Genomic DNA, 15141 nt, shown 5'->3' with positions numbered 1-15141 from the left:
GGGGGCTACTTGGAAACGCCGACGGTGAGGCCGCGGACGAGGAACCGTTGCAGCAGCAGGTAGGCCAGGACGGCGGGAATCGCGCTCAGGGTCGCGCCGGCCATCAGTACGGGGACGTCGGTGACCCGGCCGGAGGCGAGCACGCCGAGACCGGTGGTGATTGTGCGCAGCCCCGGGGTCTGCAGGAAGAGCAGCCCGACGAGCAGGTCGCACCAGATCTGGATGAACTGGAGCACGACGACGGTGGCGACGGCCGGCAGGGACAGTGGTACGCCGATCCGCAGGAAGATCTGCCCGTATCCCAGCCCGTCGATCACGCCGGCTTCGAGCAACTCGTCGGGCAGCGCCCGGAAGTAGACGGTCATCAGGAACGTCGCGAACGGCGTGCCCAGAGCGGCGTACACGAGGATCGCGCCGAGGTAGTTGTTCACCAGGCCGATGCGGGCCAGGTTCGCGAACTCGGGTAGGACCAGTGACTGCACGGGCACCATCGCGCAGGCGATGATCGCGGTGAGCAGGACGGCGCTGCCGGGGTAGCTGAGTTTGGCGAAGGCGAAGCCCGCCGGGACGGACACCACCAGGATCAGCAGTAGCGCCGACACGCAGACCAGGGTCGAGTTCAGCATCAGGTCGGCGACCGGCAATGTGGCGAACAGCGCCCGCCAGCTCCCGAGCGAATAGCCGGCGCCGGTCCGGTACTGCTCGTCACTACGCAGGGAGGTCTGCACCATGAACGAGATCGGATACAGCATCACCACGGCGATGAGCGCCATGAGCAGGAACAGCGTCATCCGCCTGGCCATCAGGACTCCCGTCCGACACGGGCCAGCGCGCCGACCTGGATCAGCGTGACGAGGCCGACGGTGGCCAGCAGCACCATGCCGAGCATCGCGCCCTGGCCGAACTCGCCCTGGGTGAAGGCCCGCTGGTAGATGTAGAACTCCATCGTGGTGGTGCCGTCTCCGGGCCCGCCGCTGGTCATCACGAAGATCAGGCTGAACAGGGCGGTGAACGCCGAGATCGTCGTCAGCACGACCGCGAACTGAAGGAACCGGGCGAGCTGCGGCAGCGTGATGCTGAAGAACGCGCGCACCGGGCCGGCGCCGTCGCAGCGGGCCGCCTCCAGCAGCGACGGGTCCACGGTGGCCAGCCCGGCGCTGAAGATCAGGGTGTTGGTGCCGACCATCGACCAGACGAACGTCAGGCCGACTGCCAGCAGCGCGGTGCGCTCCCCGGCGAGCAGGTCGGTCCGCACGAACCCGAGGCCGACGCCGCGCAGCAGGCCGTTGAGGATGCCGTCCTGGGCGAAGAACCGGGTCGCGACCATGCCGGTTACCACCCACGACACGGCGGTGGGCAGGAAGTACAGCGCTCGGAACAGCCGCCATCCGAGGACGTGCTCGTTGAGCACCGCGGCGATGCCGAACGGGATGATCACGGCCACCGGTACCGACAGCAACAGCAGGAGGTTGTTCTCCAGGACCCGCCCGAAAGCCGGGTTGTTGAACAGCTGGGCATAGTTGCCGAGGCCGGCCCAGGTCGCCTGGAAGCCGTCCCAGGCAGTGAGGCTGTAATACGCGGTCTGCGCGATCGGCAGGACCAACAGCAGCGCCACCAGGGTGACGGCGGGCAGCGACAGCAGGACGCCGACCGGTCTGGCCCGGGTCATCGGAGAACGGCCCGCCGGTCGGCGGGCAGCGCACGCAGCGACTGGTCCATCGCCGTCACCGCCGCCGACGGCGTCCGGTTTCCGGCGAGGACGGACGGGAGCTGACGCGAGCCGACGTCGGCCACCTCGGGCTGGATGACGTTGTCGAGCATCGGGTAGCGGACGTACCCGCCGGTGGCGGCGAACCCGATGAGCTGCCGGGCGATCGGGTCCCGGGGCTGGTATCCGGTGAGGTTGGGGATCAGCCCGTTGCCCTCCAGGATGCCGGTTGCCTGTTCGGTGCCGAGGAACTCGAGGAACTTGGCCGCCTCGCTCCGATGCCGCGAGGTTTTGGTGATGGAGAAGCCACCACCGGCGAACTCGACGACCGACTTGACCGGCGTGTCGCTGAACGGAGGTACGAACGCGGCGAGATCCGGGCCCAGCGACTTACTGAACCGCGCGGCGTCGAAGCTGCCGTCGACGATCATCGCGGCTTCGCCGTTCTGGAACGCCCGGAAGTTGGTGTTGCTGGTCGCGACGTCGCCGTTGGTGTATCCGCGCTTGCTCAGCTGCTGCCACTTGCCCAGCTGCGCCTGGATCCGCGGGTCGGTCCACGGGATCGATCCGTCGTACAGCCCGGACAGCCGGTCGGGCGGGAACAAGGCGGAGATCAGGTAGCTGGCGTCGTACCACGGCACGAACGTCGCGCCGGTCGCGCCGCCGTTGCCGTACACCAGGGGCGTGACGCCGAGCTTCTTGAGTTTCGCGCACGCCGCGTACAGCTCGTCCCAGGTGCGGGGCACCGCGGCTATGCCGGCCCGGGCGAACAGCTTCTTGTTGTAGAAGCCGATGTAGAACTGCGTGTCCGTGGGCATGACCAGGCTGCCCCGCGCCGGGTCGAAGCCGGGCGCCGTGTAGGCAATGCTCTTCTGCGCGCTCAGCAGCGCGTCCGGGACCACTCCCTTGAGGTTGACCAGCAGCTTCTCGTACTTGAGCGCGTACAGGCCGGTCCACATCACCGCGAGGTCCGGGCCCTCGTGGGCAAGGGCGGCCGACTGCAGCAGCGAGAAGTAGCTGTCCTGCGGCTGGCTGACGATTTTGATGTGAATCGTCGGGTTCTGCTTCTCGAAGGCGGCGACCAGGTCCGTCGTGGCCGCGGCATTGGAGTACGTGCCGTAGTTGTGCCACAGGGTCAGCGTCGTGCCGTCGCCCGTGCCGTCGTTGCCGCCGCATCCGGTGAGGGTCGCGGCGACGCAGGCCGCGGCGGCGAGCGCCAGGATTCGCTTCATCTACTCTCCATTGATGTGCTGTGCCGAACCTTGTTCGTCCAGCCCGAACAGGATGTTGCTGATGCGAACACGGTCGTTGCACTAAAGTCAACCTCCAGGCGCCACTTGACAGCTACCCAGCTGTCGGAGTTCGCTGTCTCACGAACACAGTTCTGTTGTGCCAAACATGCTGAGGAGGCCTTCTTGCCTGGCAAGAGCGACACGGACCCGGACGACACCAACGTCGAGACGTCCGGCGACCGGTACAAGCTGCAGGGCGTCGCCCGGGCACTGCGCCTGCTGGACCTGCTGGCCGACGCGGGAGCCACGGGATTCACCGTGACCGAGCTCAGTCAGCAGCTGGAGACGTCGAAGAGCTCCACCTTCGCCCTGCTGCGGACGCTGGTGGCGCACTCGTACGCCACCGAGATCCAGCCCGGACCGCGCTACCGCCTCGGCCGCGCCGTGATCCGGCTCGCCGACAGCCTCACCGAAGGACTGGGGCTCACCGAGATCGGCCGGCCGGTGATGCAGGAGCTCACCGCGCGCACCGGTTGGACGACCCGGCTGGCCGTGGCCGACAACGGCTTCCCGGTCTTCATCGACCGGGTCGACGGGCCCGGCACGATCCGATTCCACACCCAGTTGGGCCGGCGCGAGCTCCCGCACCACAGCGCCGCCGGCAAGGCCATCATGTCGGCCCTGGACGCCGGCCGGATCCGGGCCATCGCCCAGGAGACCGGCCTGCCGGGCCGCACCCGGAACACCATCACCACCGTCGACGACCTTCTGGCCGACCTGGCCACCAGCCGCACCCGGGGCTTCGCCATCGACGACGAGGAGGACGACGAAGGTGTCTTCTGCCTCGGCGCGGCGTTCCTCGACCGCACGGGGACGTGCCTCGGTTCGATCAGCGTCACCGGCCTCAAGCGGGACATCCCCACCTGGCGGGTCCGCGAGCTGGGCGAGTCCGTCCGGGCCCACGCCGACGACATCTCGATCGGGCTGGGCGGACCGACATGGCACGAGTACCTGGCCGGCGGCAAGGCGCCGACGTGGTGACCGCCCTGCCCGGCGGACCGGCCCTGGTCGTCCGCGGACCCGGGGTGTTCGGCCTCGAGGACCGTACGGCCGTCGCCCCCGGCCCCGGCGAGGTCCGGATCACCCCGCTGTTCGTCGGGGTCTGCGGCACCGACCTGGAGATCATCGACGGAAGGATGGATCCCGACTACGTTCGCTACCCGCTGGTCATCGGGCACGAATGGTCCGGCGTCGTCGCGGCGACGGGCGACCGGGCCGACCGCTTCCGGGCCGGCCGATTCCAGGCCGGCGACACGGTCGTCGTCGAGGGCATCATCCCCGACGGTGTCTGCGCTGCCTGCCGGGCGGGCCGGACCAACCTCTGCGCGGTGTACGACGAACTCGGCTTCATGCGCGACGGTGCGGCCGGCCCATCCGTCACCGTCCCGGAACGCCTCGTGCACCGGCTCGGTCCCGGGATCCCGGCCGAGGCCGGGGCGCTGGTCGAACCCTTGTCGGTGGTGCTCCGCGGGCTGCTGGAGGCGAACCCGGAACGCGGCGGCCGCATGCTGGTCATCGGCGACGGCACGGTCGCGCTGCTGGCCGCCCACGCGCTGCGGCTGTGGTCGCCGAGCGAGGTGGTGGTCAGCGGCCGCAGACCCGAGCAGGCCGGCCTCGCCCGGACGATGGGAGCGGACGCCTTCACCGTCGAGCCGGCGCCGGAGCGCAGCTTCGACTTCGTCGTCGAGGCGGCCGGCAACATCGACGCCGTCCAATCAGCCTTGACCGCGCCGCGACGTGGCGGCAGCGTGCTGCTGCTCGGCATCGCCGGGCACGGCAGAACGATCACCACCGCCGCCGACGACATCGTCAACAACGACCTTCGCATCCGGGGAAGCTTCGGCTACACCGCCGAGGCGTGGCGCTCGGCCGTCGCACTGCTCAACAGCGGCGCACTCACTCCCCTCCCCCTGATCACCCACCGGTTTCCGCTCGAGAACTTCGCGGAGGCCGTCGACGCGTTGCGCCACGGCGCCGGCGACGGACCGCGCGGCAAGATCCTGCTGACCCTCGACCGGCGGGCGTCGACGTCATGACCCCGTTCGACCTCACGGTCCTTCGCGAACGCACCGCCGTGGCGATCCTGCGTAGTACCGACACGCGCTACTTCGCCGCCACCGCCGCCACACTCGCCCGGACCGGCATCACGCTGATGGAGTTCGCGCTCACCACGCCGGGAGCGGCCCGCGCGATTCTCGACATACGAGCCGACCTCCCCGACGAGGTCCACCTCGGTGCCGGCACCGTGCTGGACGCGGCGGCGGCCGACGCGGCGGCCGACGCGGGCGCGGCCTTCCTCGTCACCCCCGCGGTCGTACCGGAGGTGATCACCGCGGCCGCCTCCACCGGCACCGGCGTGCTCTGCGGCGCCTACACCGCCACCGAGGTCCTCACCGCCCATCGGGCCGGGGCCCTGGCGGTCAAGATCTTCCCCGCCGGGCGCGAGGGAGCAGCATACTGCCGAGCCCTGCGCGACCCCCTGCCCGACGTTCCGCTGGTTCCCACCGGCGGTGTCGACGCCGGCAACGCCGCCGCGTTTCTCCGCGCCGGCGCCTGCGGGCTGGGCCTGGGCCGAGGACTGATCGGCGACGCCACCGAGGGCGGATCGCAGCGCGCCCTCGCCGACCGCGCCGCCCGGCTGCTCGACACCATCCGACAAGGCCGGGAACCGCAGCCGTGCACCTCCTGACCATCGGCGAGACGCTCGGCGTCGGCGCCACCCGCCCGGGAAACCCGCTGCGGACCGCGGCCGAACTGCGCCTGAGTACCGCCGGCGCGGAGGCCACCGTCGCCATCGGCGTCAGCCGCCTGGGGCACCGGGTCAGCTACGTCGGCTGCGTCGGCGACGACGCCCTCGGCCGGCGCGTCCTGCGGGACCTCGCCGGCGAACGAGTCGAGGTGCAGCACCTGCACACCGTCGCCGGCCGACCGACCGGATTCATGCTCCGCGACCTGCGCACCGCCGACCGGACCGTGGTGACCTACTACCGAGACGGCAGCGCCGGCAGCGCCGTGCGGCCCGCGCACGTCGACTTCGCCTTCGACGCGCTGCCGACCGTCGACCTGGTCCACCTCACCGGCATCACGCCGGCCCTGAGCAGCGACGCCGAGCAGGCCGTCCGGCGGGCCATCGAACGGGCACACCGCGCCGGCATCGAGGTGTCCTTCGACGTCAACCACCGCCACGGCCTGGCCCGCAGCGCAACGGTTCCCGGCGTGCTGCGGACGATCCTGGAGCGCAGCACCGTCGTCTTCGTCGGCGACGACGAACTCGCCGTGCTGGGGCTCCCGGCCGACCCGGAAGCGGCCGCCGCCGTGCTCGCCCGCGGCCCCGGCGAGGTCGTCGTCAAACGCGGCCGCGACGGGGCGTTCGCCGCCCTGGCCGACGGGACCACCGCCGCCACGGCCGCTCCGGACGTCACCGTGGCCGACGTCATCGGCGCCGGTGACAGCTTCGTCGCGGGATATCTCGCCGCGCGCGCCGAGGGCCGGCCTCTCGCCGAGCGGCTCGCGCAGGGCACCTTCTGCGCCGCCCGCACCGTCGGCACCTCCGGCGACTGGGAGGGACTGCCGATGCGGCACGAGATGACCGCCGCCGCTCTGACCGGCGTGACTCGCTGACCGGAACCGTACCGAGAAGAGGAACAATGACCGACATCAAGACCGAGACCCTGCACGGCATCGAGATCCGGGTCATCACGCTGACCAACGGCGCCGTCATGGCCAAGCTCACCGACCTCGGCGCCCGCCTGCTCGAACTGCATGTCCCGGACCGCGACGGCCGGACCGCCGACGTCGTCCTGCAGCGCCCCGGCTGGGAGACCATCGCCACCGACGACAACTACATGGGCGCCACGGTCGGCCGGTACGCCAACCGCATCCGCGACGGACGGACCCGGATCGACGGCCGGCCCGTCCAGCTGTCCGTCAACGAGGGCGCCAACCACCTGCACGGCGGCGCCAGCGGATTCGACCGCAAGGTCTGGAGCACCGAACTCGACCCGGACGGTCACGCGGTCACCTTCTGGCGTATCTCCCCGGCCGGCGAGGAGGGCTACCCCGGCACCCTGACCACGCGGGTCACCTACCGAATCGAGCCGGCCGCCCTGGACATCCTCATCGAGGCCACCACCGACGCGCCGACGATCGCCAACATCGTCAACCACGCCTACTTCAACCTCGGCGGTCACGACTCCGGCACGGTCCTCGACCACGTGCTGCAGGTGAACGGCAGCCACTACACGCCTGTCACCGACGATCTGCTCCCGACCGGCGAGATCCGCGCGGTGGCCGGCACACCGTTCGACTTCCGCACCCCCACCCCGATCGGCAAGAACATCGCCGGCGTGGGCGGAACCGGCGCCGGCCGGAATACCGAATCGGGCAGCGGATACGACCACAACTGGGTCCTCGACGGCTCCGGAATGCGGGAGGTCCTCACCGTCACCAACCCGGCCTCAGGACGGCGTCTCACCATGTCGACCAACCAGCCCGGCGTCCAGCTCTACACCGGCGGATACCTGGCCGGAGTCTCCGGCAAATCCCCGGCCGATACCTATCCCGCCTTCGCCGGCTTCACCGTCGAGACCCAGACCTTCCCCGACGCGCCGAACCAGGCCCACTTCCCACCGGCCGACGCACGCCCCGGGCAGCCCTATCGCAACCACCAAAGACTGGAGTTCACCACCGTGGATTCCGTCATGGAAACGGGATTCCGTCCCGTGAAAAGTGATTGATCCTCAGGTCAGTGGGCCCAGCAGGACTCGTATACAGGGCCCCGCGCTCGTGTAGCTGTCCCAGCACCCCGAGTCTTGGTCTTGGATACGGATCAGCCGCGTCTGGGTAAGCGCGGCTGATCGGAGAGCCTAGCTGAGGAGCGTCGGCGGTCAGGCCGGCCGGGCAGAGCCGGTCTGTTCAGGTGGGCGATGTCGTGGAGGGCGATAGGTGGGCGCGACACGCCGACACACCATCTGGTGTTGCACATTCCTGGGCGTACCCAGATATGGTGTCTCTCGCAGCTGGTTCGATCTTCCTTTCCGGAGGGTCGAGGCAACAGGGAACCCGGTGTGAGTCCGGGACTGCCCCGCAGCGGTGAGCAGGAACGAACGCCGTCATCAAGCACTGGGCCGGTCCGGCCTGGGAAGCGACGGTCAGTAGGAACGAGCACGACGCCCGCGAGTCCGAAGACCTGCCAGCGCGCCGCACACGTCGTGTGCGGCGGTCGAAGGCCGCGTGGGACGGCCGACGCCATCAGCCGGGCCGCCATGCGCGGGGGAACCCCGGCGGCGTCCTCCTGCGCGTCCGACGGCCTTGGGGTTGGGCTGGACGAGGGGGGACGATGACGATCACTCAGGACGAGACCGCGGTGCCGGAGCAGAGGCGGCACGGGATGCAGGTCCGCAAGCGCAACGGCGACCTGGAGACGGTGGACGTCAACAAGATCGTCAAGGCGGTCGAGCGGTGGGTCGCCGACCTGGACGAGGTGGACCCGCTGCGGGTCGCCACCAAGACGATCAGCGGCCTGTACGACGGAGCGACGACCGCCGAACTGGACAAGCTGTCGATCCAGACGTCGGCCGAGCTGATCGGCGAGGAACCGCAGTACTCCAGGCTGGCGGCGCGCCTGCTGGCCGCGTACGTCGAGAAGGAGGTTCGTGGCCAGGGCGTCGCGAGCTTCTCCCAGTCGATCCGGTACGCCCACCAGCAGGGACTGATCAGCGACAAGACGCTCGCCTTCGTCACGCTCAACGCCCGCAAGCTGGACGACGCCGTGGACAACGGCGGTGACCTGCGGTTCGAGTACTTCGGCCTGCGTACGGTGGCCGACCGCTACCTGCTGCGCCACCCCGAGACCCGCGAGGTCGTGGAGACACCGCAGTACTGGCTGCTGCGCGTCGCGTGTGGCCTGTCGCAGACGCCGGCCGAGGCGATCGGCTTCTACCGCCTGATGTCCAGCCTGGCCTATCTGCCCAGTTCCCCCACGCTGTTCAATTCGGGCACCTCGCACACGCAGATGTCGTCGTGCTTCCTGGTGGACTCCCCCAGGGACGAGCTCGACTCGATCTACGAGCGTTACCACCAGGTCGCCAAGCTCTCCAAGTTCTCCGGCGGCATCGGCATCTCCTGGTCCCGCGTCCGCGGCCGCAACGCGCTCATCCGCGGCACCAACGGCAAGTCGAACGGCATCGTCCCGTTCTTGAAGACCCTCGACGCGGGCGTGGCGGCGGTCAACCAGGGCGGCCGGCGCAAGGGTGCCGCATGCGTCTACCTGGAGCCGTGGCACCCCGACATCGAGGAGTTCCTGGAGCTGCGCGACAACACCGGCGAGGACTCCCGCCGCACGCACAACCTGAACCTGGCCAACTGGATCCCCGACGAGTTCATGCGCCGCGTCGAGGCCGACAGCGAGTGGTCCCTGATCGACCCCAGCGACGCCCCGGAGCTGCCCGATCTGTTCGGGGACGAATTCGACGAGGCGTACCGTACGGCGGAGAAGAAGGCTGTTAAAAAGGTCAAGGCCCGTGATCTGTACGGCCGGATGATGCGCACCCTGGCCCAGACCGGCAACGGCTGGATGACCTTCAAGGACCGCTCGAACAGCCTGTCGAACCAGACCGGCGCACCGGGCAACACCATCCACCTGTCGAATCTGTGCACCGAGATCCTCGAGGTGAACAGCGACGACGAGACGGCCGTGTGCAACCTCGGCTCGATCAACCTCGGCGCCCACACCACCGCCGACGGCGTCGACTGGGCGAAGCTGCGCGCCACGGTCCGCACGGCGGTGACCTTCCTCGACCGCGTGATCGACATCAACTACTACCCCAGCGTGCAGGCGGCCAAGTCGAACCCGCGCTGGCGTCCCGTCGGCCTCGGTCTGATGGGCCTGCAGGACGCGTTCTTCACGCTGCGGCTGCCGTTCGACTCCGTCGAGGCGAAGGAGCTGTCCACCCGCGTACAGGAAGAGATCTTCCTGACCGCACTGGAGTCCTCGACGGCGCTGGCCGAGCAGTCCGGCCCGCACCCGGCCTACGACGAGACCCGGGCCGCGAAGGGCGACCTGCACCACGAGCTGTGGGCCGCCGAGGCGACCCAGACCGAGCGGTGGACGGCGGTCAAGACGCGCATCGCCGAGCACGGCCTGCGTAACTCACTGCTGATCGCGATCGCGCCGACGGCGACCATCGCCTCGATCGCCGGCTGCTACGAGTGCATCGAGCCGCAGGTGTCCAACCTGTTCAAGCGCGAGACGATGTCCGGCGAGTTCCTTCAGATCAACACCTATCTGGTACGCGAGCTGAAGGCGCGCGGCCTCTGGACCACACCCGTCCGCGAGCAGATCAGGCGCGCCGAGGGATCCGTGCAGGGGCTCACCGACCTGCCCGCCGAGGTCCGCGAGCTGTTCCGCACCGCGTGGGAGCTGCCGCAGAAGGCGCTGATCGAGCTCGCCGCCGCACGGCAGCCCTACATCGACCAGTCGCAGTCGCTGAACCTGTTCCTCAGCTCGCCGACCATCGGCAAGCTCTCGTCGATGTACCTCTTCGCCTGGAAGGCCGGGCTGAAGACCACCTATTACCTGCGCTCGCGTCCCGCGACGCGCATTCAGCAGGCAACCGTGTCGATCGCTCCGGTCGACGCCGTGGCCTGTTCCGTGGAGAACCCCGAGTCCTGTGAGGCGTGCCAGTGAACCTGCTCGATCCCGGCATGGATCTGACCCTGCGTCCCATGCGCTACCCGCGCTTCTTCGACCGGTTCAAGGACGCCATCAAGAACACCTGGACGGTCGAGGAGGTCGACCTGCACTCCGACCTCGCCGACCTGGCCAAACTCTCGCCGGCCGAGCAGCACCTGGTCTCCCGGCTGGTCGCCTTCTTCGCCACCGGCGACACCATCGTGGCCAACAACCTGGTGCTCAACCTCTATCAGCACGTCAACTCCCCGGAGGGCCGGCTCTACCTGTCCCGGCAGCTCTTCGAGGAGGCCGTGCACGTCCAGTTCTACCTGAACCTCCTGGACAGCTACGTCCCCGACGAGAAGGAGCGCTTCGAGGCGTTCGCCGCGGTGGAGAACATCCCGTCGATCGCCCGCAAGGCCGAGTTCTGCTTCAAGTGGATCGACTCGATCTACGAGCTGCGGACGCTGCAGACCCGCGACGACCGGCGAGCGTTCCTGCTCAACCTGATCTGCTTCGCCGCCTGCATCGAGGGCCTGTTCTTCTACGGCGCCTTCGCCTACGTGTACTTCCTGCGCTCCCGCGGCCTGCTCAACGGGCTCGCCTCGGGCACCAACTGGGTGTTCCGCGACGAGTCGATGCACATGGCCTTCGCCTTCGACGTCGTCGACACGGTCCGCGCCGAAGAGCCGGACCTCTTCGACGCCGAGATGGAACAGCAGGTCAAGGACATGCTCGCCGACGCCGTCGAATGCGAGGTCCAGTTCGCCGCCGACCTGCTCGAACAGGGCGTCTCGGGCATGTCCCTGTCCGACATGCGCGAATACCTCCAGCACGTGGCCGACCGCCGCCTCGGCGTCCTCGGCATCGAGCCGCTCTACGGCAGCAAGAACCCGTTCGCCTTCATGGAATTGCAGGACGTCCAGGAGCTGTCCAACTTCTTCGAGCGTCGCGTCTCCGCCTACCAGATGGGCGTGACCGGCTCGGTCAGCTTCGACGACGACTTCTGATCGTGAGTCTCGGCCGGCGTCAGGCTTCCCATGGCGCCGGCAGAGAACCCCTGACCAGTCTTGGTGGGCCGCCCTCCAGTCCCGGTAGAGGAGTCCAGGACCGCGGCCACCTGCCTGCACGTGCACGCGTCGGGGCCGGTTCCCGCCAGGATCTCCTCGATCCGGGACAGCTGAGCCCCCGCGTCCTTCAGCTGCTGCTGCGGGCGGGTGGCGCGGGCCGGACGCGCCCGTCTCCCGGCGGTTGGCGTCCAGGCGTTCGAGGATACCGACACCGTCCTCACGGCCGAGATCGACGGGCTGCGCCGCGCCTACACCCGGCTCACGTCGGCGGCGAAACGGCCGAAGATCTTCGTCGCCACCTAATCGGCGAGCTCGGCGACGCCCTGCCGGCCCTGCTCGCCACCGATGTCGAGGCGGTCGGGCTTGACCTGGTCGCCGGGCCCGGAAACCTGCAACGGCTGGTACACAGGCTGGGCCGCTGGCCGTTCAGGATCGGCGCTCTCGACGCCGGGCGAGGAAGAAAATAAGCCCGCCCATAGCGACCATGACAATTGCCAGGCCAGTCAGGGTACGAGCCAGGCTGTCACCGGTTACCGGCAGGAACGAAGGATTTCCGGACTCGTCGGGATTGTCGGGCTGGCCAGGCGCATCAGGGTCCTCGGGCTGGCCGGGCGCTCTGGGAGCGGCAAGGGGGACAGGCCCGGGAACGCCAGCTGTGCCAGGCTCGCCAGGCCGGCCCTGAACTCCAGAAGCACCAGGTGCACCAGGGGTACCGGTAGGTCCAGGCACGCCAGAGACTCCAGGGCTGCCGGGGGCACCGACTGCGCCGGGCTCGCCAGGAGCACCAGGAGCACCAGGAGCACCAGGCTCACCGGGGGCGCCGGGCTCACCGGGCTCGCCAGATGGCCCAGGAGCGCCGGGCTCACCAGGAGCGCCGGGAGCGCCAGGGGCGCCGGGCTCACCAGGAGCGCCGGGAGCGCCAGGGGCGCCGGGCTCACCAGGGGCGCCGGGAGCGCCAGGGGCGCCGGGCTCACCGGGCTCGCCAGATGGCCCAGGAGCGCCGGGCTCACCGGGAGCGCCGGGAGCGCCAGATGGCCCAGGAGCGCCGGGCTCGCCTGGAGCGCCGGGCTCGCCAGATGGCCCAGGGGGACCGGGCGGGCCGGGTGCGGCGGCGCACACGGGCTCGGTGATGATGTTGGTGTCGAGGGTGATGGCCGCGGTACGGGCCAGCGCGCGGCCCTGGAGAGTAGCGTTCGCGCTCATCGTGATCGACGCTTGAGCCATCAGGGTGCCTACGAGAGTGGTGCCCGCGCCCACCGTCGCCGAACTCCCGATCTTCCAGAACACGTTGCAGGCCGACGCGCCGTTGATGAGGACGACTCCGCTGTTCGCTGCCGTTGTCAACGTGGAGTCGATTTGGAGGATGAACACCGCCCGCGGGTCGCCCTGGCCGTTGAGCGTCAACGGTCCGGTCAGTTGTGCGGCTCCGATCCGGTAGACGCCCGGGTTCAGCGTGGTGCCGCCGAGTTCTGCGGGAAGGGTGGTGAAGGGGGTCCGGGTGGCGGCGTCGTTGAAGGCGACGGTGAGGTCGTCCTGGGCCTGCGCGGCGACCGCGTCGCCAAGGTGGTTTTCGCCGACGACGGTGGCAGTCCCGAAACCCGCGGCAGTGATTCCGGGGTACCTCCCGAGATCCTGACCCAGGAAGCTCGAACCGGTATTGGTGGGCTCAGCGCCGGCCAGCACGGAGAAGTCGCCGGCGGTCCCCAGGTCTACCGGCGCTTCCAGGGCCTTGACCGCACTCGAGTGGAAGACCAGCAGGATGACGGTCATGGCTACGGCCGCGGAAGCCCTGAGCGCCGTCCGGACCGCCCGCCGACGCGGGCCACTTCTTTCCCGAAGTGGTATTTGTGACGGCATGTACTCACTGCACCATGTTCGGCCTGACGCAGAGTAAGAAATGAGCATTTCTCAAAGGCGGCCGGGCCGAATGCTCGAATTCCCTGCGGCCACGATGATTTCAGTGCGCCTGGTGGGGCGTCCCTCCGGTCACGGGTACTCCTGAGGCGTAGACGGGAGGAGGGCGGTCCCGGCGACAAGCGAAGTAGCGGGCAGCTGTGGGCTCTGATCCCAACCCGATCGCCAAGCCGGCCCCAGTCGTGCCTGTCTCGCTTATGCCGGTGCCCGTCCTGGGCTAAGTACGATGCGCTGGATGCGGATGGCCGCCAGCCGATCCGGGCGCCGGCCGGGTGGAACAGGCTGAGCAGCAGCACACCACCAGCTAGGCACCCAGGTCCACCACTGTGCGGCGCCGTCGACCGCCAGCCACTGCGACTCAAGGGCGTCGGCCGCAGGAAAGGCGTCGTCATGTCAGCTGCGCGCACCAACCTGGACGGCCGTGAGCTCTCCTACCGCCGGCATGGTCCCGGTCCACATCGGTCAGCCCGACCCCGGCTCCGACCGGGAGCAGATGGCGGATCCGCGGCGGCGGAAACCCGGTCGGCCCAGGGGTGCTCCGGGTGTTACCTTCCTCGGGCTGAAAGGGGACATCGTGCCGAAGCTCAACCAGATCATCGCCGTCGAGAAGGGCGTCAAGAGCAAGGCGTTCGCCGAGCTGAGCGACGCCCACCACGCCGTGCAGAAGACCGGTCCGCTGGCCGGCATCTCCCGGACGTACCAGCCGAAGGACGAGGAGGGCGAGCAGCTGCCCGCCGAGTCGACGCGGGTGCAGATCAAGGCCGAGGAGATCCTGCGCGAGGTGTCCGGGACGCTGACCCGGCTCTTCGACGTCACCGCGACGAAGGACTGGACGAACTGCACGGCGCGGGCCGACGTGGTGGTCGACGGCCGCACGATCGCCGCCCAGGTGCCGGTGACGTACCTGCTGTTCCTCGAGAAGCAGCTCGTCGACCTGCACACGTTCGTCAAGAAGCTCCCGGTGCTGGACGCGGCCGAGTCCTGGCAGCGGGACGACTCGACGGACAGCTGGCGCACCGAGGCGGTGCGCACCAACCGCACCAAGAAGGTGCCGCGCAACCACGTGAAGGCCGAGGCCACCGAGAAGCACCCGGCGCAGGTCGAGGTCTACTACGAGGACGTCACCGTCGGCTACTGGACGACCGTGAAGTTCTCCGGCGCACTGCCGGCCAAGCGGGTCAACGAGATCCTCGACCGGGTGCAGTCCCTGCAGACCGCGGTCAAGTTCGCGCGCGAGGAGGCCAACAACACCGACGCCGTCGACCAGCGGGTCGGCGCGGCCGTCTTCGGCTACCTGTTCGAGTAGCCGTCACCGATTCCCCCGTGGGAGCGCGGGGGTGCGCCGGGCAGCCGGCGCAAAGCTGACAGCTGAGGCTGAAGCTGAATCCACCGGTCCCAGTGCGGGTTCGAGCCCCGCCCCCCGCACCACCACGCGGGGGTAGCCCAACTGGCAGAGGCAGCCGGCATGAGACTCAGATTCTCGCT

General features: G+C 69.3%; 13 protein-coding genes, 1 tRNA gene, 1 pseudogene and 1 riboswitch. Of the genes and pseudogenes, 10 read left to right on the top strand and 5 right to left on the bottom strand.

Annotated elements, in window-relative coordinates; translation table 11 throughout:
- Positions 1 to 5: 5 nt before the first annotated feature.
- Genes QSK31_RS40875 through QSK31_RS40865 form a run of 3 tightly spaced genes read right to left on the bottom strand, consistent with a single transcriptional unit; the run spans position 6 to position 2940 of the window.
- Positions 6 to 803 (bottom strand): carbohydrate ABC transporter permease, encoded by a 798-nt coding sequence (locus tag QSK31_RS40875; RefSeq protein WP_285690220.1) that lies wholly within the window; start codon positions 801 to 803, stop codon positions 6 to 8.
- The gene (locus QSK31_RS40870; protein ID WP_285690219.1) at positions 803 to 1669 is read right to left on the bottom strand and encodes a carbohydrate ABC transporter permease; all 867 of its coding nucleotides are present in this window, start codon (positions 1667 to 1669) and stop codon (positions 803 to 805) included. The genes QSK31_RS40875 and QSK31_RS40870 overlap by 1 nt, the downstream gene beginning before the upstream one ends.
- Complete coding sequence (locus tag QSK31_RS40865) at positions 1666 to 2940, bottom strand: ABC transporter substrate-binding protein (protein WP_285690218.1); 1275 nt, start codon at positions 2938 to 2940, stop codon at positions 1666 to 1668. The genes QSK31_RS40870 and QSK31_RS40865 overlap by 4 nt, the downstream gene beginning before the upstream one ends.
- Before the next feature lie 183 nt (positions 2941 to 3123).
- On the opposite strand from QSK31_RS40865, the gene QSK31_RS40860 reads away from it, so the two are divergent.
- The 8 genes from QSK31_RS40860 (at position 3124) to QSK31_RS40825 (ending at position 12045) form a co-directional block, all read left to right on the top strand.
- Positions 3124 to 3981: an IclR family transcriptional regulator gene (locus QSK31_RS40860; RefSeq protein WP_285690216.1), complete on the top strand. Its 858-nt coding sequence runs from the start codon at positions 3124 to 3126 to the stop codon at positions 3979 to 3981.
- A complete protein-coding gene (locus QSK31_RS40855; RefSeq protein ID WP_285690215.1) occupies positions 3939 to 5036 on the top strand; it encodes a zinc-dependent alcohol dehydrogenase in 1098 nt (365 codons plus the stop codon). Before QSK31_RS40860 ends, QSK31_RS40855 begins: the two co-directional genes overlap by 43 nt.
- On the top strand, positions 5033 to 5689 hold the full coding sequence (locus QSK31_RS40850) for a bifunctional 4-hydroxy-2-oxoglutarate aldolase/2-dehydro-3-deoxy-phosphogluconate aldolase (protein WP_285690214.1): 657 nt from the start codon (positions 5033 to 5035) through the stop codon (positions 5687 to 5689). The genes QSK31_RS40855 and QSK31_RS40850 overlap by 4 nt, the downstream gene beginning before the upstream one ends.
- Positions 5677 to 6621 (top strand): sugar kinase, encoded by a 945-nt coding sequence (locus tag QSK31_RS40845; RefSeq protein ID WP_285690213.1) that lies wholly within the window; start codon positions 5677 to 5679, stop codon positions 6619 to 6621. The genes QSK31_RS40850 and QSK31_RS40845 overlap by 13 nt, the downstream gene beginning before the upstream one ends.
- Before the next feature lie 26 nt (positions 6622 to 6647).
- Complete coding sequence (locus tag QSK31_RS40840; protein ID WP_285690210.1) at positions 6648 to 7736, top strand: aldose epimerase family protein; 1089 nt, start codon at positions 6648 to 6650, stop codon at positions 7734 to 7736.
- Between the two features lie 266 nt (positions 7737 to 8002).
- A riboswitch (cobalamin riboswitch) is annotated at positions 8003 to 8210 on the top strand.
- Between the two features lie 128 nt (positions 8211 to 8338).
- Entirely contained in the window at positions 8339 to 10687 is a 2349-nt protein-coding gene (locus QSK31_RS40835; protein ID WP_285690208.1) for a ribonucleoside-diphosphate reductase subunit alpha, read from the top strand.
- Positions 10688 to 10704: 17 nt separating this feature from the next.
- Positions 10705 to 11682, top strand: coding sequence for a ribonucleotide-diphosphate reductase subunit beta (locus QSK31_RS40830; protein WP_285690258.1), 978 nt, complete (start codon positions 10705 to 10707; stop codon positions 11680 to 11682).
- Positions 11683 to 11889: 207 nt separating this feature from the next.
- Positions 11890 to 12045, top strand: coding sequence for a hypothetical protein (locus QSK31_RS40825; protein ID WP_285690206.1), 156 nt, complete (start codon positions 11890 to 11892; stop codon positions 12043 to 12045).
- Between the two features lie 227 nt (positions 12046 to 12272).
- Here QSK31_RS40825 and QSK31_RS40820 read toward each other — a convergent pair whose 3' ends face one another.
- Positions 12273 to 12752: a hypothetical protein gene (locus QSK31_RS40820; protein WP_285690261.1), complete on the bottom strand. Its 480-nt coding sequence runs from the start codon at positions 12750 to 12752 to the stop codon at positions 12273 to 12275.
- Between the two features lie 175 nt (positions 12753 to 12927).
- Positions 12928 to 13512: pseudogene (locus QSK31_RS40815) on the bottom strand (ice-binding family protein); the annotation flags it as partial.
- Between the two features lie 718 nt (positions 13513 to 14230).
- On the opposite strand from QSK31_RS40815, the gene QSK31_RS40810 reads away from it, so the two are divergent.
- Together QSK31_RS40810 and QSK31_RS40805 are read left to right on the top strand one after the other, a co-directional pair.
- On the top strand, positions 14231 to 14962 hold the full coding sequence (locus QSK31_RS40810) for a DUF7873 family protein (protein WP_285690257.1): 732 nt from the start codon (positions 14231 to 14233) through the stop codon (positions 14960 to 14962).
- Between the two features lie 25 nt (positions 14963 to 14987).
- Positions 14988 to 15084: transfer RNA gene (locus QSK31_RS40805), tRNA-OTHER, on the top strand.
- Positions 15085 to 15141 lie beyond the last annotated feature (57 nt).

Origin of the sequence: Actinoplanes sp. NBRC 103695 (genome assembly GCF_030269485.1) — a bacterium.
GTDB lineage: Bacteria > Actinomycetota > Actinomycetes > Mycobacteriales > Micromonosporaceae > Actinoplanes.
The sequence above is the reverse complement of the archived record's forward strand: the minus strand, read 5'-3'. Positions and strand labels throughout refer to the sequence as shown.